This window comes from Propionivibrio soli, from assembly GCF_025770765.1.
Lineage (GTDB): Bacteria > Pseudomonadota > Gammaproteobacteria > Burkholderiales > Rhodocyclaceae > Propionivibrio > Propionivibrio soli.
In genome coordinates this window covers 68,744-89,458 of record NZ_JANZKY010000014.1, presented here as the reverse complement: position 1 = coordinate 89,458, position 20,715 = coordinate 68,744, and the positions used below count along the sequence as shown (strand labels likewise).

24 protein-coding genes are annotated in these 20,715 nt (G+C 62.7%); 12 read left to right on the top strand and 12 right to left on the bottom strand.

Annotated elements, in window-relative coordinates:
- Nucleotides 1–31: 31 nt before the first annotated feature.
- Genes NZ453_RS16590 through NZ453_RS16580 form a run of 3 tightly spaced genes read left to right on the top strand, consistent with a single transcriptional unit; the run spans nucleotide 32 to nucleotide 3,720 of the window.
- A complete protein-coding gene (locus tag NZ453_RS16590; RefSeq protein WP_263771853.1) occupies nucleotides 32–1,738 on the top strand; it encodes an ABC transporter permease in 1,707 nt (568 codons plus the stop codon).
- A 10-nt stretch (nucleotides 1,739–1,748) separates the two neighbouring features.
- On the top strand, nucleotides 1,749–2,831 hold the full coding sequence (locus tag NZ453_RS16585; RefSeq protein WP_263771852.1) for an ABC transporter ATP-binding protein: 1,083 nt from the start codon (nucleotides 1,749–1,751) through the stop codon (nucleotides 2,829–2,831).
- A gap of 10 nt (nucleotides 2,832–2,841) precedes the next feature.
- Nucleotides 2,842–3,720, top strand: coding sequence for a LysR family transcriptional regulator (locus tag NZ453_RS16580; protein ID WP_263771851.1), 879 nt, complete (start codon nucleotides 2,842–2,844; stop codon nucleotides 3,718–3,720).
- A gap of 85 nt (nucleotides 3,721–3,805) precedes the next feature.
- Here the strand turns inward: NZ453_RS16580 and NZ453_RS16575 are convergent, their stop codons facing one another.
- Nucleotides 3,806–4,012 carry a SlyX family protein gene (locus NZ453_RS16575; RefSeq protein ID WP_263771850.1) on the bottom strand — a complete coding sequence of 69 codons (207 nt, stop codon included), beginning with the start codon at nucleotides 4,010–4,012 and terminating at the stop codon, nucleotides 3,806–3,808.
- Nucleotides 4,013–4,119: 107 nt separating this feature from the next.
- On the opposite strand from NZ453_RS16575, the gene NZ453_RS16570 reads away from it, so the two are divergent.
- On the top strand, nucleotides 4,120–4,377 hold the full coding sequence (locus tag NZ453_RS16570) for a hypothetical protein (protein WP_263771849.1): 258 nt from the start codon (nucleotides 4,120–4,122) through the stop codon (nucleotides 4,375–4,377).
- A gap of 22 nt (nucleotides 4,378–4,399) precedes the next feature.
- Here NZ453_RS16570 and ylqF read toward each other — a convergent pair whose 3' ends face one another.
- Entirely contained in the window at nucleotides 4,400–5,383 is a 984-nt protein-coding gene (ylqF, locus tag NZ453_RS16565) for a ribosome biogenesis GTPase YlqF (RefSeq protein WP_263771848.1), read from the bottom strand.
- A gap of 142 nt (nucleotides 5,384–5,525) precedes the next feature.
- Between ylqF and NZ453_RS16560 the strand changes: the two genes are divergently transcribed.
- Nucleotides 5,526–6,389: a class I SAM-dependent methyltransferase gene (locus NZ453_RS16560; RefSeq protein WP_263771940.1), complete on the top strand. Its 864-nt coding sequence runs from the start codon at nucleotides 5,526–5,528 to the stop codon at nucleotides 6,387–6,389.
- A gap of 44 nt (nucleotides 6,390–6,433) precedes the next feature.
- The gene (locus NZ453_RS16555; protein WP_263771847.1) at nucleotides 6,434–6,751 is read left to right on the top strand and encodes a hypothetical protein; all 318 of its coding nucleotides are present in this window, start codon (nucleotides 6,434–6,436) and stop codon (nucleotides 6,749–6,751) included.
- 28 nt (nucleotides 6,752–6,779) lie between these two features.
- Here the strand turns inward: NZ453_RS16555 and NZ453_RS16550 are convergent, their stop codons facing one another.
- Nucleotides 6,780–7,067, bottom strand: a complete 288-nt coding sequence (locus NZ453_RS16550) for a hypothetical protein (RefSeq protein WP_263771846.1) — start codon at nucleotides 7,065–7,067, stop codon at nucleotides 6,780–6,782.
- 281 nt (nucleotides 7,068–7,348) lie between these two features.
- On the opposite strand from NZ453_RS16550, the gene NZ453_RS16545 reads away from it, so the two are divergent.
- Nucleotides 7,349–7,894 carry a DUF3617 domain-containing protein gene (locus tag NZ453_RS16545; protein WP_263771845.1) on the top strand — a complete coding sequence of 182 codons (546 nt, stop codon included), beginning with the start codon at nucleotides 7,349–7,351 and terminating at the stop codon, nucleotides 7,892–7,894.
- 42 nt (nucleotides 7,895–7,936) lie between these two features.
- Here NZ453_RS16545 and thiE read toward each other — a convergent pair whose 3' ends face one another.
- The 3 genes from thiE to NZ453_RS16530 all read right to left on the bottom strand — a co-directional run bounded on the left by thiE (nucleotide 7,937) and on the right by NZ453_RS16530 (nucleotide 9,979).
- Nucleotides 7,937–8,572, bottom strand: a complete 636-nt coding sequence (gene thiE / locus NZ453_RS16540) for a thiamine phosphate synthase (protein WP_263771844.1) — start codon at nucleotides 8,570–8,572, stop codon at nucleotides 7,937–7,939.
- Nucleotides 8,569–9,366: a hydroxyethylthiazole kinase gene (gene thiM, locus NZ453_RS16535; protein WP_263771842.1), complete on the bottom strand. Its 798-nt coding sequence runs from the start codon at nucleotides 9,364–9,366 to the stop codon at nucleotides 8,569–8,571. The genes thiE and thiM overlap by 4 nt, the downstream gene beginning before the upstream one ends.
- A 67-nt stretch (nucleotides 9,367–9,433) precedes the next feature.
- Nucleotides 9,434–9,979, bottom strand: coding sequence for a YaeQ family protein (locus NZ453_RS16530; RefSeq protein WP_263771841.1), 546 nt, complete (start codon nucleotides 9,977–9,979; stop codon nucleotides 9,434–9,436).
- Nucleotides 9,980–10,139: 160 nt separating this feature from the next.
- Between NZ453_RS16530 and NZ453_RS16525 the strand changes: the two genes are divergently transcribed.
- Genes NZ453_RS16525 through NZ453_RS16505 form a run of 5 tightly spaced genes read left to right on the top strand, consistent with a single transcriptional unit; the run spans nucleotide 10,140 to nucleotide 15,369 of the window.
- The gene (locus NZ453_RS16525) at nucleotides 10,140–11,576 is read left to right on the top strand and encodes a TolC family protein (protein ID WP_263771840.1); all 1,437 of its coding nucleotides are present in this window, start codon (nucleotides 10,140–10,142) and stop codon (nucleotides 11,574–11,576) included.
- Nucleotides 11,573–12,793, top strand: coding sequence for an efflux RND transporter periplasmic adaptor subunit (locus tag NZ453_RS16520; protein ID WP_263771839.1), 1,221 nt, complete (start codon nucleotides 11,573–11,575; stop codon nucleotides 12,791–12,793). The genes NZ453_RS16525 and NZ453_RS16520 overlap by 4 nt, the downstream gene beginning before the upstream one ends.
- Entirely contained in the window at nucleotides 12,793–13,587 is a 795-nt protein-coding gene (locus NZ453_RS16515) for an ABC transporter ATP-binding protein (protein ID WP_263771838.1), read from the top strand. The genes NZ453_RS16520 and NZ453_RS16515 overlap by 1 nt, the downstream gene beginning before the upstream one ends.
- Nucleotides 13,581–14,804 carry an ABC transporter permease gene (locus tag NZ453_RS16510; RefSeq protein WP_263771836.1) on the top strand — a complete coding sequence of 408 codons (1,224 nt, stop codon included), beginning with the start codon at nucleotides 13,581–13,583 and terminating at the stop codon, nucleotides 14,802–14,804. Before NZ453_RS16515 ends, NZ453_RS16510 begins: the two co-directional genes overlap by 7 nt.
- 34 nt (nucleotides 14,805–14,838) lie before the next feature.
- Nucleotides 14,839–15,369, top strand: a complete 531-nt coding sequence (locus NZ453_RS16505) for a gamma carbonic anhydrase family protein (protein ID WP_263771835.1) — start codon at nucleotides 14,839–14,841, stop codon at nucleotides 15,367–15,369.
- A gap of 92 nt (nucleotides 15,370–15,461) precedes the next feature.
- On the opposite strand, the gene NZ453_RS16500 is transcribed toward NZ453_RS16505, so the two are convergent.
- The 6 genes from NZ453_RS16500 to NZ453_RS16475 all read right to left on the bottom strand — a co-directional run bounded on the left by NZ453_RS16500 (nucleotide 15,462) and on the right by NZ453_RS16475 (nucleotide 20,691).
- The gene (locus NZ453_RS16500) at nucleotides 15,462–15,980 is read right to left on the bottom strand and encodes an HPP family protein (RefSeq protein ID WP_263771833.1); all 519 of its coding nucleotides are present in this window, start codon (nucleotides 15,978–15,980) and stop codon (nucleotides 15,462–15,464) included.
- A gap of 198 nt (nucleotides 15,981–16,178) precedes the next feature.
- Complete coding sequence (locus NZ453_RS16495) at nucleotides 16,179–16,946, bottom strand: LamB/YcsF family protein (RefSeq protein WP_338051173.1); 768 nt, start codon at nucleotides 16,944–16,946, stop codon at nucleotides 16,179–16,181.
- An 82-nt stretch (nucleotides 16,947–17,028) separates the two neighbouring features.
- A complete protein-coding gene (locus NZ453_RS16490; RefSeq protein ID WP_263771831.1) occupies nucleotides 17,029–18,063 on the bottom strand; it encodes a 5-oxoprolinase subunit C family protein in 1,035 nt (344 codons plus the stop codon).
- Complete coding sequence (pxpB, locus tag NZ453_RS16485) at nucleotides 18,060–18,854, bottom strand: 5-oxoprolinase subunit PxpB (RefSeq protein WP_263771830.1); 795 nt, start codon at nucleotides 18,852–18,854, stop codon at nucleotides 18,060–18,062. Before pxpB ends, NZ453_RS16490 begins: the two co-directional genes overlap by 4 nt.
- Nucleotides 18,855–18,861: 7 nt before the next feature.
- Nucleotides 18,862–20,160: a TRAP transporter large permease gene (locus NZ453_RS16480; protein WP_263771829.1), complete on the bottom strand. Its 1,299-nt coding sequence runs from the start codon at nucleotides 20,158–20,160 to the stop codon at nucleotides 18,862–18,864.
- A gap of 12 nt (nucleotides 20,161–20,172) precedes the next feature.
- Nucleotides 20,173–20,691 (bottom strand): TRAP transporter small permease, encoded by a 519-nt coding sequence (locus NZ453_RS16475; RefSeq protein WP_263771828.1) that lies wholly within the window; start codon nucleotides 20,689–20,691, stop codon nucleotides 20,173–20,175.
- Nucleotides 20,692–20,715 lie beyond the last annotated feature (24 nt).

Genomic DNA, 20,715 nt, shown 5'->3' with positions numbered 1-20,715 from the left:
CCGGCCGCCGCAATGTCGAGGTCGGCGCGCCATGAAAAGCTACGCGATCCGATCCTCGGTGGTAAAGCGCACCTTCGCTGTCCTGCTCGCCGCTTACCTCCTGGTCTTCCTCGTACTGCCCATCGTCAAGCTCGTCATCGCCGCCATCACTGATGAAACCGGGCAGTTGATACGGGGACCGCTCGACGTCTTTTTCAATCACCCGCTGTACCTGGAAAGCCTCTTCAACAGCATCGTCGTTTCCGCGGGAGCCGCTTTACTCGCTGCAATAGCGGCAATGCCCATCGCCTTCGTTCTTTGGCGCGCGCGGACACGACCGCCGCTCCTCGTTGAACTGTTCGGCTTCCTGCCGCTGTTCGTTCCACCGTTCATGCTCTCGCTGTCGCTGCAATCCCTGCTCGGCCGCGGTAGCGGCTTGGGCCAATGGTTGCAATCGTGGGGCGACATGGATCCGGGTCTGTGGGGGCTACCGAGCGTCGCCGTGATCGAGGCGATCCACTACTTCCCGTTGGTTCTGATGCTCTTGATCATGAGCACGGCAGCGTACAGCGAGCAAGCCCACGCGACAGCGAGCGTGGGCGTCGACTGGCGACGGCTGGCGATTCGCGTCTTCCTTCCGCTTGGTCTTCCCGGACTCGGATTCGGCATGGCGATCACGTTTCTGAAGACGCTCGACGACCTCGCGACGCCGCTTTCGCTCGGCTTGACCAATCTGCTCGCGCCACAAGCGTTCTTCCGTGTATCGACCTACGGCGCCCAAGACCCATTGTCCTCGTTGATGGCCATCGCGATGATCCTCATCTCCGCGCTGGCTTGGCTGGCTTCCGTGGTTCTTGTCCGCCAGGGGTTGGCCGACTGGGAGAGGCCGCTGAATTCTCCACTGCCGCGGATACGTGGGCGGCTCGGGACCGGCGGCCTTTGCCTCGGGGCGATCGGTGCGTTCTACCTCGTTTGCTACAGTGGCGTGATCCTCACCTCGATCGCCCGTATCTGGAGCTACACGGCGCTGCCCGAATCGTACTCGTTCGCTCACTATGCGTCGGCGCTGGAGTCGGAAACGCAGGCCTTCGCCAACACGTTCTTCTACTGCGGCTTTGCAGCCGTTCTCGACGTTGCGATCGGGCTCGCGCTGGCATACGCGATCGATCACGCCCCGGATCGTTGGCGCCGCCTTCTCACGTGGAGTATTGCCAGCCTGCTCAGTGTCCCAGCGATCGCGCTTGCCATCGCTTACCTACAGTTCTTTCAAGGTCTACGGCTGCCCCTGTTTGACGAACCGCTCGATGCGACCGGATTTTTGCTGCCACTCGCCTTCTCGGTGCGTGGTCTCCCGTTCGCCATTCGAGCCTGTCACCTTGTACTACGCAACGTACCGGCCTCGTACATCGAGGCGGCACAGTTCTCGGGGCGTTCCCGTTGGACCGTAGCACGGCGAATTGTCTTGCCGATGATGGCTTTGGGCTTGATCGTCGCCTTTCTGATCTGTTTTGGCGTCTCCGCCGTCGACCTTTCCTCGGCCATGCTCCTGGTACCGAGCGAGACCGAGGCGCCGATCAGCTACAGCATCTATCTGCACATGCAAAGCACGACCGGACGCGGGACCGGTTCGGCCCTCGCCGTGCTCGTGATCGCTTTCGTCGCCATCGCCATGACAGGTGTCGTGGCCTTGCTCCGCGCCCGCCGTGCCGCCGCTCCACCCATTCGCCGGATCGTATTTCCGGGGACTCAGACCCACTGAGTACGCCGCCATGAACAGTCTCAGGATCGACGTCGACAACATCGTTTTCTCGTATGGGGTCGCCCCCCTTCTGCGCCAGGTTAGCTTTTCCGTCGAAGCCGGCGAATTGTTCGCCGTGCTCGGTCCATCGGGTTCTGGCAAAACAACGCTGCTGCGCGTGATTGCCGGTCTCGCGCAGCCGTCATCGGGTTGCATCCGTACCGGTGGCGCAGCCGTCGATACGGCCCTTTCTCCCGGGCGTAACGTGGGGATGGTGTTCCAGAGCCTTTCGTTGTGGCCGCACATGACCGTCTTCGAAAACGTCGCCTTCGGAATTACCGGGCCAAGCAGTGAGCGCGAAACCGAGCAGCGCGTCACGAACCTGCTCGACATGCTCGATATCGCCGATACGCGGGACGCGCGCCCGGACTGCCTTTCCGGTGGGCAACGCCAACGCGTGGCCTTGGCGCGGGCACTGGTCTCCGAACCTCGCCTCTTGTTGCTCGACGATCCCTTTGCCAACGTCGAACACGAATTGCGCGTGCAAATGCGCCACGATCTACGGGTCGTCCAGCGTCGTCTTGGCATCACGACCATTCTCGTAACGCATGATTTGGAAGACGCGCTGAGCATCGCCGACCGCGTGGCGGTGGTGGTCCACGGCGTGATCGAACAGATCGGTTCGCCGGCGTCGATCTACGATTTTCCGAGTTCGCCGGCGGTGGCCCGCTTCGTTGGCGTCGAGAACTTCATTCCTGGCGTTGTCGCGCACGTCGAGAACCAAACGGTCGAGTTTTCCTCACCCGACATCGGCAAACTCCGTTGGAGCGTGGCGCGCGACCGGCCAGCGGAAGGGCCCTCGCTACTTAGCATTCGTCCGCACGCCTTGCACATCCACCCGGTCGACACGTTCCGCGATGGTCGCTACTCCTGGTTCGAGGGCGAAATCGTGACGAGCGAGTTCCTGGGCGAGGTTGTGCGCTACCAAGTCGCGGTCGGCGGCATCTTGGTCAGCGTCAAGCAACTGCATTTCCTCGGAACACCTCCGACGCCCTCCGGTACGCCAGTGCTCGTCGGCTTCGATCCTACGCACGCCCGCGTCTTCCCCGGCTGATCGACGCACCATGGATATCCTCAAGATCCGCTCGTTCATCATGGTCGCCCGGCTGGGGCACCTGACGCGCGCCGCCGACAAGCTCTGTCTGACGCAGCCTGCCGTGACGGCGCACATCAAGGCGATCGAGCAGGAACTCGGGATCACCCTCTTCAACCGCGCCCCGGGCAAGATCACGCTCACGCGGCAAGGGGAACTCCTGCTTGCCGAGGCCGAACACGTGCTCGCCGTTTTCGAGGGGTTCGCGAGCAAAGCCAAGCAGATCAAGGGCGAGGTGTCGGGTAACGTGCAAATCGCCACCGTCGACGACTCCGACTTTCTGCGCCTCGGCGAATTGTTGTACGGACTGCGTACTTCGCTGCCGCTATTGCAGATAAAGACCCGCCTCGTGCTGGCCGATGACGTCGTGGACGGCGTCCTGAACGATTCTTTCGATGCCGGTTTTCACATCGGCACCATCGACCACCCTGACATCAACGCCTTACCGTTGCGTACGGTGGCTTACCTCGCGGTCGGTCCAGCGGCCTACGCGGAACGACTTGCGCGCGCGGGCTGGAGAGACGTGGCGGAGCTGCCTTGGGTGGCCGCGCCAGAGCGGTCGCACGTCGCCCGCTTTCAGCGTCAGCTGTTCGTTCAGCAGGGCGTGCGCCCCAACGAGGTCGTGGAATGCGACCAGTTGTCGGCGATGCTCGACCTCGTGCGCTCCGGCCTCGGCATGGCCCTGTTGCGCGAAGACGTGGCGTTGAGCGCCGTCGAGAAGGGGGAAGTCAGCCTGTGGCCGCATGGGCGCATCGAGGGCAAGCTGTCGTTCATCTACAAGACGACGGGCGAACACTTGCCCTCGCTTGTCGGCATGCTGTCCGTGTTGCGCGAACACTGGAATATCTAGCAGCCGCCACCAGAAGACTTTCTCCCGCAGCGCCGCCTTGCGGCGGCCCGTCATGAGGCTACCGGCTTCGTCCTGCGATTTCCGATCAGTAATGGGGCGGAATCTCGTCGCGCAGGCTACGCGGCTCGGCGGGCCCGGAAGCGGCGGCCTGGACTTGCGCGTACAAGAGACGCATTTGATCCTGCAGCAAGTCGATCTGCTCTTGTTGCCGGAACACCGTCCGGTTGAGTTCCTCGACCATGTCGTCGAGCAAGCTGACCTTGATTTCGAGTTCGGTCACGCGGTCGTTCATAGCTAACCTTTTTTTGCTTCGATACGGTATTCGCCCCGACAACGCACGGGAGGGGCGTTTGCCGTCACACGCTATAATCCCAACGTAATCTCGGAAAGGACAGCCCCATGCCGCTCGTTCCCTGCCGCGCCTGCGGTCATCAGGTCGATACCACAGCACTTGCCTGCCCGCAGTGCGGCGCGACCGATCCCGGCAAGAAGATCAGCCGGCAACAGCGCAATGCGATTTTCTTCGCCGTTCAACTTGTGTTCTGGCTTGCGCTGCTTGGACTGGGCGGCTGGTACGTATGGAACACCGCCATTCCATTGGCTCGTCAGTATATCGTCAAGCCGCAACCAGAACCTCCGCCCGCGCAACGCCCCTGAGCATCATCTGCCAGCGTTATCGTCACAGTTCGGCGTCGTCAGCCGCCGAACCTGGGTTTTGGATCACCGTGCCCTCTTCCGCATCCCGCCGGCCGGTTTTCCGGCTACCGGTTTTCTGACCGCTAGTCTGTAAGGCACTCTTCGCCTCATCGGCCGCCAACATCGCTCGGCGGCTTTCCGGCGTTTCGAGGCTGATGCGGCCGAGTTTGCCGTCGCGATAATCCTGCAGGAAAGCCGCCGATGCCTTTTCGAAATCCGGTGCGCCGCCTTTCATGATCAAGGCACGACGGCGGGCGACGGCCTCTACGACACCAACAGCATCGAGCCCCTCGACAGCAATTCCGTAACGAGCGGCGACCAAACCGGGATACCGAACGAGCAGCAACCCGGCGAGGAATACGGCCACCTCTTCGTCGATGATGGCATTGCGGCCGATCGCGTGGCTCGCCGCAAGCATCAGGCCATCGCTCTCATGTTCGATCTTCGGCCACATGAGGCCCGGGGTATCGACGATCGATTGTCGGATGCTCAGTTGATGGACCTGCTGTGATTTGGTGACGGCCGGCTCATCGCCGACCTTCGCTATCCGGCGCCTGACGAGCGCGTTCATCAGGGTCGACTTGCCGACGTTCGGGATGCCCATGATCATCATGCGCAAGGGCTTGGTATTGTCATTGCGATGCGGCGCAAGCGCCTGACACCAGCCGGGAATGCGAGCAACCTCGCTCTGGTTTTTGCTCGACAACGCGACCGCCTTCACCCCCGGCTGCCGGTTGTAATAAGCAATCCATTCCCGAGTAACTTCCGGATCGGCAAGATCGGCCTTGTTCAATACCTTGAGGCAGGAACGCTGCCTGTGCAGGCGCAGCTCGTGCACCATCGGATTCGTACTCGCTTCCGGTAAGCGCGCATCAACCACCTCGATCACCACATCGGTGGTCGCCATGGTTTCGGCCGCCTTCTTGCGCGCCGAGGTCATATGACCGGGGTACCACTGAATTGCCATGAATGCCTTTTGACCGCCAGATTCGAGGAGAGAACTTATGAAGCGCACCCGGGTTGCCTACGGCTGCTGTACCGTTCCTGGCCGCCCGAGTGGCGAGGCGCGATTATCCCATGGTTCGACCCGACTGCCCCGTACGTCTAAAATGCCGGCATTCCACCAACCGGCCTTCCATACCGTGTCCATTCCCGATATCCGCCCGGGGCAGTCGATCGAACTGCTCAAGGAGCTTCACATTCTGACGCGCGACGGCAAGCTCAACCAGGACAGCCGCCGCAAGCTCAAGCAAGTCAATCACCTGCTCCACTTCATCGAACCCCTGCTTGCATCGGTGAGCTCAGATGGCGCGGTGAATAGCGGCGGCATAACCTTAGCCGACCACGGCGCTGGCAAATCCTATCTCGGGTTTCTGCTCTACGACTTATTCTTTACCGCGCTGGATACGGGGACGATCTTCGGCATCGAGACACGCCGCGAACTGGTCGAGAAGTCCGAAGAGCTGGCCTGCCGCCTCGGCTTCGACCGCATGCGCTTCCTCAACCTTTCGGTCGAGGAATCGATCGATTCACCCGCTCTGCCGGCGCATATTGATATCGTGACGGCGCTCCATGCCTGCGACACCGCGACCGACGATGCGATCCGTTTTGCCTTGCACAAGGACGCACGCTTCATTGTCCTCGTCCCATGCTGCCAGGCGGAAGTTGCCGGCGTGCTGCGCAAGAACAAGAACAATTCGTTTGGAAAAACGCCGCTTTCCGAGTTGTGGCGGCATCCGATCCATACGCGCGAATTCGGCAGCGTCGTCACCAACGCCCTGCGCTGCTTGATGCTCGAAGCCCACGGCTACCAGGTGACGGTGACCGAACTCGTCGGCTGGGAACACTCGATGAAGAACGAACTGATCATCGCCACACGGACGGGTGAAACCCGCGGAAACGCCCGAGCCCGCCTCGAAGCGATTCTCGACGAACTCAACCTCAATGAACTGCGCGCGCGCTTCGGCTGTTGAACGGGCGATAAAGAAAACTGGGTAGAAAAGGGAGGCAACGGGCTATGGAGAACTTCATCATCCGCCTCGTCGCATTGCTGTGCGGGGCCGGTAGCGCGGCGCTTTTCTGGGTTTTCGGCGTTTTCGTCGTGGTGCCGTGGCGGCAGGAGCGCTTGTTGGACCTCACCCGGAACGAAGTGCAGGCGATCGGCGTGCCGCTGGTCACCGGGATTGCCGTCGCCTGGGTTACCCTGCACCTTCTGGCGCTCGGCGACCGCCAACGCCATCCGCGCGGCTACGCCATCATGGCGGGGCTGTTCTTGATCGCGCTTCTCGCTGCCGCGATTGGCGGCATCTTGTGGACGACTGCACGGCTCGTGTGAGCCTTGGTTTCAATCTCTTTCGCTGGCGCTACGCCGTCGTGTTGATGCGCCTTCCGACGACTTGACCTTCGACGTTCACTGTCGGCCGGTTGGCTTCCGGCTGCGTACGCGTCTGAGCACTTGCGTCGGGCTGCGTCGTCGGCTCGACACGGCGTTCCGGAGCCGCCGCTGCCGTCTGCTGCGTCGGCGCGCTTTGCTGTGTTTGCTGAGTCTGCTGGGCCTGCTCTTCGCGCAGGGCACGTTGGCGCGCCTGCGCCTCCTGCATACCTGATGTCAAAGCGCTCGTGACGCTGGCCGATACGGATCCGATTTCCATGCTGCACCTCCCAAACCACCCTCTTGTTCGTTCATGGTAGTCCAATCCTCGGTGTCACGCTAATTGTTTCGACGGACGGCTCGGTTTTCCCGCACCACTTTGGCAGGGGCAAAGTATGGCTAGCCAACATTTCGACCACGAGAAAGCGAAACGACGTCTCGTTGATCTACTTTCTGCCACATTGCCTTCTCTCGAGCGCTCGGATAGCGTGGACGCCCAGTCGGTCTTCAATCGTTGTTCTGCAGCCGCGAACACTCGGGCATCGATCAAAGGGGGAAGAAATGGCATTCCGCGATACCAGGGCTTACCTGTTGTCATTCCTTGCACTAGCGTTTGTCGCCGCGGCGACGAGCACCACCGCCGCTGACATGCCCAAGCGCAAGCCGGGTCTGTGGGAAATCGATACGCGCATGGCCGGGGCACCGGCAATGGGACCGATGCAGCAGTGTATCGACCAGAACACGGACGATCTCACGCAGCAACAGGCAAGCAAGCAAAAGCCAGACTGCAGCGTGATGGACATCAAGCCGTCGGGTAACCGCGTGACGATCCACTCGGTGTGCAAGATGGAGGGCTCGACGGCGACGACCGATGGCGTCTTCGAAGGCGCTTTCGACTCGAACTACAAGGGAACGATCAAGACGAAGTTCAATCCGCCGCTGCATGGGACGAGCGAGTCGAGCATCACGCAGGACGCCCGCTGGCTTGGCCCATGCAAGGCCGGACAAAAACCGGGCGACGTGATCATGCCGAACATGGGCAGCGTCAACATCAACGAGATGATGAAGGATCCGAAGATCCAGGAAATGATGAAACGCCAGCAGTAAGCCACCCGTAGCCGGGCGCCACGCCGACTGGTCACCAACCGATCAGGTTCGCGCCCGATCGATCTCGCGGCGCAATGAACGGGTCGCGGCCGCTATGTCCGTCTGACCGCAAATCGCCGAGATCACCGCAATCCCCTGTGCCCCGGCCGCGAAGAGCGGCGCGCAGTTGCTGTTCGAAATGCCGCCGATGGCTACTACGGGCAAGCGTGCCGCTCGCACCAGTTCGGCAAAGAGCGCCAGGCCGGTTGCAGGCGCGGCATCGGCCTTCGAGCCCGTCGGATAGACGGGACCGATGCCGAGGTAGTCGATCCCGTCGTCCGACACAGTCTCCAGCTCCGCAGCGTCGGAAACAGAAAGCCCCACGATCGCCTCAGGGCCAAGCAGGCGTCGCACTTCAGCCACCGGCAGGTCTGCCTGTCCGACATGCACCCCGGCTCCCACCGCCAGCGCGACGTCGACCTGATCATTGATGATCAGCGGGACGCCCAAAGGTGCAAGTGCCTGCTTGAGCACGCGGGCGGTCTCGAACCATTGCCGTTTCTTCCAATCCGGCGCGCGCAACTGCACAGCCGTCGCGCCATTCTCGGCGGCAATGAGGGCGGTGTGCACCATGCCGTCCGGCCCGCCGCAGAGTCCTGGATCGAGAACGAGATAGAGCGAGAGATCGACAGGGCTCATGCCGCCTCTTCGAGGAGGCTGGCAGGCTCGAGCAGATAGAGCGCGTCGAGAAAGGCCGCCTTGAACGATCCCGGGCCATGGCTGATTGCGGCGGCACGCTGTCCGCACAACGCGGCAACGGCGCACGCGGCGGCCACGGCATCGAGCCGGTTTGGTGCTTGCGCCGTGAAGGCGGCTACGAGGGCAGAAAGCGCGCAGCCGGTACCCACGACTCGCGTCATTATCGGGTCTCCCCACGGCGTAGCCCATGTCCGTTTGCCGTCGGTGATGAAGTCTGTCGCGCCGGTGACCGCCACGATCGCTCCGGTGGCTTGCGCCAACTGCTGTGCGGCGGCGACCGCCGCCTCCGATCCCGCGGTGCTGTCGACACCGCGTCCGCTGCCCGCGAAACCGGCCAGCGCAAGAATCTCCGACGCATTGCCTCGAATCGCGGCTGGTGCGTCGGCCAGCAACTCCTTGCATGCCTGCGAGCGATAAGCAAGAACGCCGACTGCCACGGGGTCGAGCGTCCACGGCACAGCGGCCCGGCGCGCCGCGGCTACGGCTTGGCGCATCGCTGCCAGCCGAGCAGGATACAGCGTGCCGACGTTGATCAGGAGCGCGCCTGAAATGGCCGCAAAAGCCCCAACCTCCTCCTCGGCAACGATCATCGCTGGGGCAGCGCCCGCCGCGAGCAACACGTTGGCCGTGATTTCCTGTACGACCTCGTTGGTCAGCACGTGCACGAGCGGGCAGTTCGCCCGCACGCGCGCCAGTTCGTCGGCGACGATTTGGAGCGGAAGCGTTTCAGCCATGGTCTGCGAGATTCCGAAAAAAATGCCAAGTATATCGCCGGGGCTCGAGGCGGCTCTTCCCCTTGGATCACTGTTCTCCACACAGCCGCAGCGGTTCGACGCGGACGCTCTCCCCCTCGCCCGTGACCAGGATTTCCCCATCCTGGATCGTGCATTGCAGACGCATGGTGCGGGTGGATAGCACAGCGAGCGCGGCGGCCTCCTCCGCTGAGAGTCTGAGTACCGTCAGATTGGGGAGCTTTTCCAGGGCGGCGCGATTCTGCTCCCACCACACCTCGGCGGCTCGCCCACCATACGAGAAAACGACCACTTTCGTGGAACGGCCCGAAGCCTTGCGCAGCCAGCGCTCGTCCGGCTGACCAACGGTGATCCACAATTCGACGGCGCCGGTGAGGTCCTTACGCCACAGGTCCGGCTCGTCGTCGGTCGACAGCCCTCGCCCGAATTCCAGCGCGTCGTCGGCATAGCGCATGAACGCGAGCAGGCGAACCATCATGCGTTGATCGTTTTCCGACGGGTGCCGGGCGAGCGTTAACGCGAAGTCCTTATAGACGTGCCGATCCATATCGGCGACCGAAAGATCGACCTTGAAAATCGTGGATTTGAGTGCCATGCGAGCGCTAAATGACGAGGGGAAACTGCCAACAGGCGTCGTAACATTTCTTAACACCTGTGTCGGCGCCCATCGTCTGGGAGTAAACGAAGGCCGCTATACTAGCGGAAAACCGGCCGCTCCCTGGAAAACACGTCGAACAGGTCGCCATCTCGTCCCCATGCCCCAGCGTAGTCCCCTCCGCTTTCTGCAGATTCTCGCCGCCACGGCGTTTGCCGTCGGCAGCCCCTTCGCTGAAGCATTTTCGCTTCCAAACGCACAGGATCCTTTCGATACCGCGCTGATCGAACCGCCGCGCCCGACCCTCGCTGCTCCGGCGGCACCTGGCTTCGTACCTTGTCAGGAACCAACGGCGACCACAGTTTTCGGCGTCGTGGAGGTTGTCGACCTGGCGCTGTGCCGCAATCCGCAAACGCATGAAGCCTGGGCCAATGCACGCGCCGATGCGGCGAGTGTGGGGATTGCGCAATCGGCCTATCTGCCCACGGTGGACGGAAAGATCACCACGACGCGTTCGCGTGGCAATTCGGTGACCACGCAGCAAGACACGGCTTCGCTCACGTTGTCGTGGCTGATCTACGATTTCGGCGCGCGTTCGGCCAACCTTGAAAACGCACGGCAACTGCTCAGCGCCGCGTCCTCGACGCTCGACGCGACGGTGCAGACCGTGTTTCTCAATGCGCTGCAGTATTACTACAACGCGCAGGCCGCGCGTGCCGCCGTCACGGCGGCCTTGGAGTCTGAACGTGCGAGCCGCGAAAGCCTGACGGCAGCCGAAGTACGCTACCAAGTAGGGACAGGAACCCCGGCTGACCGCTTGCAGGCACAGACGGCCTGGTCGCAGGCGACACTCGACCGCATTCGCGCCGAAGGAACGTTGCGCAACGCGCTCGGCCAACTGGCGACCGTCATGGGACTTGATGCGGGACGGCCGCTGCAACTCGTCGACATCCCGCAGACGGCACCGGACGCATCGTTCGAACGCGACGTCGATGCGCTCATCGAGCAGGCCCGCACGTTGCGTCCTGATCTCAAGTCCGCCGAAGCGCAAGTGCGCGCGGCTCAGGCTAACGTCGATTACGCCCGCGCCGCGGGCCTGCCGACGCTCTCGCTTGGTACCGGCCCGGCTTGGCAACGCGTGCGCAGCGGCGGCGACAGCGTCAACAGTCACGACAACGCCATCGGTCTGACGCTCACCTTGCCGCTGTTCTCGGGTTTTGAAACCACCTATCGCGTCCGTTCAGCGCAGGCAAATGCCGAGGCCGTCAGTGCGCAGCGTGACGCCGTCCGCCTGCAAGTAGCCCTCGACGTGTGGACGGCCTATCAGAACCTGACAACGGCGACGCAGTCGATCCGCACCACGGACACGCTGCTTGCCAGCGCCGAGCAATCCGAACGCGTGGCGTTTGGCCGCTACCGCGCCGGCGTCGGCAGCATCCTCGACGTACTCAACGCGCAGAGTGCCCTCGCCGCCGCGCGCCAGCAACACATCCAAGCACGCCTCGACTGGAACGTTTCCCGCGCTGCGCTCGCCAAAGCCATCGGCGCACTTGACGGCCGTCTGCTCGATCCCGCCGCGAAAAAACCGCTGCCATGAAAAAGTCGCTCAAAGTCTCGCTCATCGCCCTCGTCGCCCTGGCCGGTCTCGGCGCCGGCGCTTATTGGTACCGGGTGCACACGACCCTGTCGCCCGAACAGCGCTATCGCGTGCAAACGATCGAACGCGGCGAACTGGTACAAAGCGTCTCCGCGAACGGCACCCTGAATCCGGTCGTGCTGGTGAACGTCGGCACGCAGGTGTCAGGCACCGTGACCCGGCTCTACGTCGATTTCAACGACAAGGTCGAGAAGGGACAGCCGCTGCTCGAACTCGACCGCTCGCTGTTCGCTGCTCAGGCGCGGCAGTCGGAGGCAAACATCGGCAATATCTCCGCGACGCTCGACCTTGCCCGCGCGAATGAGGCGCGCATGAAGACGCTGTTCGAGCAGGAGTACGTGTCCCGCCAGGAATTCGATCAGGCCGTGCAGGCGAGGCGTTCAGCCGAGGCGCAACTGCGCCAGGCACGCGCAGCCGCCGACAAGGACCAGGTCAATCTGAACTACACGGTCATCCGCTCGCCGGTTTCCGGCATCGTCGTCGACCGCGTCGTCGATCTCGGCCAGACTGTGGCGGCAAGTTATCAGACGCCGACGCTGATCAAGATCGCGCAGGACCTCTCCGAGATGCGCATCGATTCGAGCTTCGCCGAAGCGGACATCGGAAAGATCAAGGAAGGACAGAGGGTGCGGTTCACCGTCGACGCGTTCCCCGACCGCAGCTTCACCGGCGAAGTGCAGCAGATACGGCTGAATCCGACGACCCTGCAGAACGTGGTCACCTACAACGTGCGCGTGTCGTTGCAGAATCCGGATCACACGCTGCTCCCGGGCATGACGGCGTATGTGACGATCGGCGTCGCGCGCCGTGACGACGCGCTGCTCGTGCCGAACGCCGCCTTGCGCTTCAAGCCGGCCGACGAAGAAAAGGCCGAGGAAAAACCAGCCGCCGAGCCGCCCGCCCGCGGAAACGGCAATGGGCAGCGCCGCGGTGGTACGGAAGGCGGCGGCCGTGGCAAGAAGCGCGACGGCAGTTCCGCAAAGGTGTATGTCGTGGACGGCAAGACGATCCGCCCGGTCACTATCCAGATCGGCATCACCGACAACCGCAACACCGAAGTCCTCGGCGGCGACCTAAAGCCAGGCGACGTGGTCGTCGTCGGCGACAACCCAGTTGCTGCCACCAAACCAAGCAGCCTGGGAACGAGGTTGTTCTGATGTACGAGCCGTCGCCGGTCGGTCGCTCGGCGCCTGCCGACGCCGTCATCCACGTCGAAGGGTTGACCAAGACGTACGTCACCGCCGCCGGCCCCTTTCCAGCACTCAAAGGCGTCGATCTCTCCATCTCGCACGGCGAGTATGTCGCGATCATGGGGCCGTCCGGGTCGGGCAAATCCACCTTCATGAACCTGCTCGGCTGTCTCGACACACCGACGGCCGGCGACTACTACCTGGTCGGCCGCAACGTCGCTCACATGGCGAACGATGAGCTCGCGACGCTGCGCAACCGCACGATCGGTTTCGTGTTCCAGGGTTTCAACCTGTTGCCACGCATGAGCCTGCAGGACAACGTCGCGCTGCCGCTCGTGTATTCGCACCTTGACCGCGAGACGCGCCGCCGCCGCGCGCGCGAGATGTTGGCCAAGGTGGGCCTGGATAGCTACGCGGACTCGTTTCCGGCACGCATTTCCGGGGGGCAGCAGCAACGTGTCGCCATCGCTCGCGCCCTGATCAATTCGCCGAGCCTGATTCTCGCGGACGAGCCCACGGGCAATCTCGACAGCCACACGAGCGAGGAGATCATGGCTTTGTTCGGGCAGCTCAACGATGAAGGCATTACTGTCGTGCTGGTCACGCACGAGCACGACATTGCCGATCACGCCAAGCGGCAGGTGCGCTTCCTCGACGGACTCATCGTCAGCGATGCCCTGACTCCCGTACGTGCGGAAGCGGCCGGATCGACGACCGCCACGGCTCCCGTCACGGCCGGACAGGGAGCGCCCGCATGCTGAGGGCGATGCTCGGCGAAGCCTGGCACGCCATGGGCTCGAACAAGATGCGCACGGCGCTGACCATGCTCGGCATGGTCATCGGCGTCGGTTCGGTCGTGCTCATGATGGCGATCGGCCAGGGTGCGCAGTATGCGGTGGCGCAGACGATCAGCACGATGGGAAGCAACCTCTACGTGATCATCGCCGGCACGACGCAGGCCTCCGGGGTGCGGTCGGGCGGCGGCTTTGGTTTCACCCTGCGTGTCGCCGACGCCGAGGCGATCGCCGAGCTCGAAGACGTCACCTACGTCGCGCCGATGCAACAGGGCACGCAGCAACTGGTCTACGGTTCGAAAAACTGGAGTGCAACCGTCGTCGGCACGACGCCCGAATACCTGGATGCGCGCTCCTGGACGCTGGCGAGCGGCTACGTCTTCGGCGAATCGGACCTACGCTCGGCGACCCGGGTCGCACTGCTCGGCAAGACCGTCATCGAGAACCTTTTCGAGCCCGGCGAAGCCCCCCTCGGCAAGACGATCCGCGTGCGCAACACGCCGTTCACCGTGATCGGCACCTTGAACCCCAAAGGTCAGAACCTCGACGGTCGCGATCAGGACGACACGATCATCATTCCGCTCTCTACGTCGCAACGCAAAGTGTTCGGCGTTCCCTTCGCCGGCTCGGTGCGTTCGATCATCGTGCAAGCGGCATCTGCGGAGGCCATGCCGTCGGTCGAGAAATCGGTCACGGCTCTGCTGCGACAACGCCACCGCCTGCGTGACGACGCCGAGAACGACTTCTACATCCGCAATCTCGCCGCCGCTGCCGATTCCGCCGCCGAGACGACGCGCGTCATGTCGATGCTGCTCGGTGCGATCGCCTCGGTATCGCTGCTCGTGGGCGGGATCGGCATCATGAACATCATGCTCGTCTCGGTCACCGAACGGACGCGGGAAATCGGCGTCAGGCGCGCGATCGGCGCGCGTCAGAAGGATATCCTCGCGCAGTTCCTGCTCGAAGCCATCATGATCTCCGTGACCGGTTGTCTGATCGGACTGGTCCTCGGCGTCGGCGGCGCGCTCCTCACCAACGCCATCACCGACATGGTGATCGTCATCTCCGGCGGCTCGGTTCTCGTGGCTTTCGGCGTGGCAGCGGCGGTGGGGGTATTCTTCGGTTTTTATCCTGCCCGCAAGGCCGCGGCGCTTGACCCGATCGAAGCGCTGCGCTACCAGTAACCTATTCTCTCCAGTCTTCTCACTGCCTGCCCACATGCCCGCTTACGCCCTCGCCTCCTGGGTTCCCGAACTCGATCCGGAAAGCTGGATCGCCCCCAATGCCGCCGTGATCGGAAAAGTGCAGATGGCCCGCAATACTTCGGTATGGTGGAACGTCACCGTGCGCGGCGACCGCGATTGGATCCGCATCGGCGAGGAAAGCAACGTCCAGGACGGCTCCGTGCTGCACACCGACCAAGGCATCCCGCTTGTCATCGGCCGCGAAGTGACCATCGGCCACCTCGTAACCCTGCATGGCTGTACCATCGGCGACCGGTCGCTGATCGGCATGGGCGCCGTAATCCTCAACGGTGCGTCGATTGGAGCGGATTCGCTCGTCGGCGCGCACACGCTCATTCCCGAAGGCAAGACGTTTCCCGAGCGTTCGTTGATCGTTGGCGCACCGGGCAAACTCGTGCGCCAGCTCAGCGACGAGGAAGTCGCCCGCCTCCCCGGCAGCGCCGGGCGTTACGTCGCCAACTGGCAGCGGTACCAGCGCGACCTGAGGGAACTGAAACCTATTTGATCCGCTCGGAAAGGGCTCGGCTTATTCATCCACCTAACACGCGATGATCGGTCGCTACTCGCGCTTTGGCATGCAGCGAGACTCAGAACAACTTAGCCCGGCTCGCCCCACCCGCCCCAGTTGATATGCGATGGCGACGGTGCCCTCAAATCCACGGGGTAGCGGCAAAGCCCCGGATAAAGCCGACTCCATAGAACAGCGACAGCGACAAGAGCGGTAATCCCGACCAGGACGGGCTGAAACAGGGCCGACCAGGTCGCGTGAACGTGGATCATCAGGATGGGATTGGCGCCGGCGGGTGGGTGCATCGTGCGCGTGAGCAGCATGAATGCGAGCGCGAGCGCTTGTGCCAGGGCGTAAACCCAAATGGCCTCGCCAAAGAACTGATAGCAGGCTATGCCGATCAGCGCCCCGCCGAGGTGGCCGCCGAACAGGGCGCGAGGTTGTGCGGCAGGAGCACGCGTAAAACCGAACAGGAAGACCGCGGTACCGCCCAGCGAAGCCAGGAGAAACGGTGTGACGGAGGGGCCGGAAATAACCAGAGCGGCGCTGGTTCCCACGGCGATGCCGAGCAGGCACCAGAGCAGACGAAGCGAGGAGCGGCGATGCATGGCACTAACGGACGCGAAATCCAAAGTGCCATTGTCGCGCGGCCTGGCACTGGTTAAGCAAGACCCTGGATTTGAAAGGGTTTTATTGATCACCCCGCATGGTACAGTTGGTGAGGCGAGCCGGCGCCACGGCTCGGTACGGCCCGCGCCCTCGGCAGCGGAGTAACGAGACAGCCGGGCAGTCTACGAGTCTCCTCCCTACCGCACAGCCAGTTCCGGAATCGACACCAGCGAATACCCCGCCTTGATCAGCCCTTCACGGACGACTTGAGCCGTCGCTACGGCGTCGGCGTTGTCCCCATGTACGCAAATGCTCTGCGGGTTGACGGGGATGCGTTTGCCGGTGATCGAGATCAGCGCCTGCTCTTCAACCATGCGCATCACGTGCTGCAGGCTGGCTTCCGCGCCGTGGATCATCGCACCTGGCTGACTGCGCGGGACGAGGTTGCCGTCGTCGAGGTAGGCGCGGTCGGCAAAGATTTCTTCGACGACCGGCAGACCTTGCTCGCGTCCGGCGGCGATCAGTTCCGAAGCGGCAGGAGCAAGCAGGATGAGCGATGGGTCGAGTCGACGGACGGCACGCGCGACGGCATCGGCCACCTTGCGCTCGGCGCAAGCGACGTTGCTCAGTGCCCCATGCGGCTTGACGTGCGTCACCCGCACGCCTTGTGCTCGCGCGCAGGCGTCGAGCGCGCCGATCTGGTAGATGAGCATGGCTTCAAGTTCGCCCAGCGGCATGTCCATACGCCTCCGGCCGAAGCCCTGCAGATCCGGATAGCCGGGATGCGCCCCGATGCTGACACCGTTTTCCTTCGCCAAGCCGGCCGTCTGCAACATGACAGACGGGTCGCCGGCATGGAAACCGCACGCCACGTTAGCCGAATTGACGATGCGCAACATCGCCGCATCGCTCCCCATCTTCCACGGCCCGAAACTCTCGCCAAGATCGGAATTCAGATTCAACATTGCCATTTCCCGCGCTCCTCGACTAGTCCAACGTCATTCCGCATCCAACGCATCCTGGTCGCGCCCACCGGCGACAGGCGAATCACACCAGAATCTCGTCATCGTCATCTTTCCAGCAACCTGATCCGTCGCCATACACCGCATCGAAATTGATGCCTCCGAAAACGATCTGCGAGGCCCATGTTCGCCACGCGCGCTCCTGCTCCTCAAGCGCTATACGCGCCTGAGTCACATCCGTCGCCGCGAAACGAACGGTTTGCCCCGGCTCCAACTGACCGAGTCGCGGCCGGTCGGCGCAAATCACCGTGGCGATCTTCGGATAACCGCCGACGGTTTGACAGTCAGCCAACAGAATGATTGGCTGACCCTCTCCCGGAACCTGGATCGCGCCAGGCGTCACACCGTCCGAAACGATGTCGGCGGCCGACGACGTCACATGGGCAAGTTTTTCACCCTGCAAGCGCATGCCCATGCGGTCGAGTTGTGGGGTCACCTGGTATTCGGAAGCCATGAAAGTTGCTACGGCTTCCGTCGCGAAATGGTCGATCTGCGGGCCAAGGACAACACGGATCGGGCTGTCCGCATGCCGCCACGGCGGCGCCTGCCGTTCCTCGTCGGCGTCGCTGGACGCTGCCGCGCACGGCAGCACATCTCCGGCCGCGATCAAGCGGCCTTCGATCCCACCGATCTTCGCGCGCTGGTAGGTCGAGCGGCTACCCAGTTGAGGCGTAACAGCAATGCCTCCCGAAACGGCCAGGTAGCTCGTTCCTCCTTTGACGGCGCCGATCTCAAGCACGTCCGAACAACCGAGAGTCGCGCTACGCCACGCGGAGAGCTCTTCCGCGGCGCCAGTGGCTCGCCGTATCGTTGCCGTGACATTGCCGGCAAGCGCCACCCGGACGGGACCTCGTCTGACGGCCAGTACCGGGCCGGTGACGCGCATCTCAATACATGCCGCATCATCCGTATTGCCGACCAAGGCGTTGGCGCAACGCGCGAACAACCGGTCGAGGAATCCAGAAACGGCCACGCCCATATGGCGGTATCCGTAACGCCCCGTATCCTGAATGCCGTTGGCGAACCCGGGCTTGATGATTTCAATCAGACCGGTCGTCACACGCTCTCCGATCCGAGCAGAAACTGCTGGCGATCGAGCGTTCCCGCGCGCCCGGCTGCTTCTAGTTCGATGAATTCAGACCGTGCGATCGCCTGCCAGAAAACACGGTCGCCCGACGCGAGCAGAGCCGGCGAGGCGGCCTCCCGAGCCGAGAACATGGGCACCGGCGTGCGGCCAAGAAGTCGCCAACCGCCAGGGCTTTCCCATGGATAGACGGCGCACATCTCGCCCGCCACGGCAAGCGAGCGCTCCGGCACAGCTTTGCGCGGCGACGACAAGCGCGGCATGTGCAGCGCTGGAGGCAGGCCGCCCATGTAGGGGAAACCGGGCATGAAGCCGATCATGTACACCTGGAATTCGGTGGTCGTCATCATTTGGACCACATCGGCTGTCGTCATCCCTTTGGACGCCGCCAAGTCGGCCAAATCTGGCGCGAATTCGTCGTCAAAGCATACGGGCAAGCCCCAGCGTCGCCCGTGCGCGGGCTTAACCCCGGATGCGGCAGCGAGCGCGCACAAAGCCTCACCCAGCCGAATCGCATCGGTGCGCAGGGGGTCATAGTGGATCGTCAGCGAGCGAAAGGTCGGTACGACGTCGACGATGCCGTCGAACTCCCGACCACAGGCCTCCCCTCCCCGCGAGATCAAACGTGCTTGCTCCAACGCCTCGGCAAGACCGAGCACGCGAGCGTGGATTGCGGGATCGATGGTGCTGCCGAACTCCACCGTCCACGCCGCATCGCCGAGCGGCAGAAGGCGGACGTCGGAGGCGCTAGTGAGATTGGCCGACATATTCAAATCATCCCGACATATGCTGCGGCAGCCAACTTGTGAGCCCGGGGAAGAAGTACATCAGCAGCACAGCGACGACCATCAGCAGAAACAACGGAAACGCCTGCTTGGCAAGCCACGCAATATCGCGATTGGTCATTCCCTGCAGTACGAACAGGTTGAAGCCCACCGGTGGCGTGATCTGCGCCATCTCGACCACGAGCACGATATAGATCCCAAACCAGATGAGATCGATCCCGGCGCGCTCGATCGTCGGCAGAAGAACGCCCATGGTGAGCACCACCATGGAAATACCGTCGAGAAAACATCCGAGGACGATGAAGAACACCATCAGCGCCAGCAGCAAGGCAAGCGGCGATAGGTTCAGGCCGATGATCCACTCCGCCAGATGCCGCGGCAACCCGATGTAGCCCATCGATAGCGTAAGAAACGCGGCCCCCGCAAGGATGAGAGCAATCATGCAGTAGAGCCGCGTGCCCCCGATCAGGCTGTCGCGAAAATTCGCCCACGTCAGTTCACCCTGCACGGCCGCGATGATCATCGAACCAACGACGCCGAGTGCCGCCGCTTCGGTGGCCGTAGCAATGCCGGTGTAGATAGAGCCAAGGACAGCGGCAATAAGCGTAACCACAGGAATCAGATGTCGAGACTCATAGATCTTTTGCCAGAAGGTCATGCGCTTGTCGGCCGGGGGAATCTGTTCAGGATGCCGGAGCGCCCAAAAGATGGTGTATCCCATGAAGAGGCCAGCAAGCACCAGCCCTGGGATGACGCCAGCTATGAACAGCTTCGCAATCGAGACATTCGCCATCACCCCGTAGACGATCATGATGATCGACGGCGGAATCAGTAGGCCGAGCGTACCCGCACCGGCCAGCGTCCCGATTGAAATCGAGTCGGGATAACCGCGCTTCTTGAGTTCGGGCAGACTCATCTTGCCGATGGTGGCGCAGGTCGCCGCCGACGATCCCGAGACCGCGGCGAATATCGTGCATCCGATGATGTTCGCATGCAGCAGCCGCCCGGGGATCTTATCGAGCCACGGTGCCAGCCCCTTGAACATATCCTCGGAGAGCTTGGTACGGAACAATATCTCGCCCATCCAGATGAACAGAGGCAAAGCCGTGAGCGTCCACGACGACGACGAGCCCCAGATCGTGATCACCATGGCGTCTCCGACTGGACGCGTGGTAAACAATTCCATCCCGATCCAAGCCGCCCCCGTCAGTGCCAAGCCGATCCACACACCGCTGCCGAGAATGGCGAACAGGGCGACGATAAGGAATGCTGTGATATAGAGATCCATGTCGCTCGCTTCCTATTCGATATGAGCCGGTTCCCCCTCGGCGGAGGTGCCGACGGGCGTCTTGCCGGAGATCAGATCGACCAGATCAACGACAAAGGCTAGAACGAAAACCACCGTGCCGACCGCCATGCCGAGCTGTGGTATCCAGAGCGGCGTCGCATCCAGACCTGTGGAGATGTCGTTGAAGGCGAAGGATTGCGAAACGAGCCTGACGGAAAACCAGGCGAGGTTCCCTGCGATCGCGATAGCCACGACATGGCAAAAGATATCCAGCCAGCGGTGCGCTTGTGGCGAGAGCCGATTGATGAGCAGGGTTACCCTGATGTGCTCGCCGCGGCGCAGAGTGGTCGCGAGAGCCAAGAATGCCGAAGCGGCCATGCAGTACCCGGCATAGGCATCGGCGCCATGGAGTTCGAACACGGGCATGAGCCGCCCCAGGATACTGGAAAGCACGGTCAGTAGGGTACCGATCATGAACAGACCGGCCAAGAAACCTGTAAAGTCGAACAGGCGGTTGAGCAAGGATCGCATCCTGCCGTCCCTCAAAAAAACGGG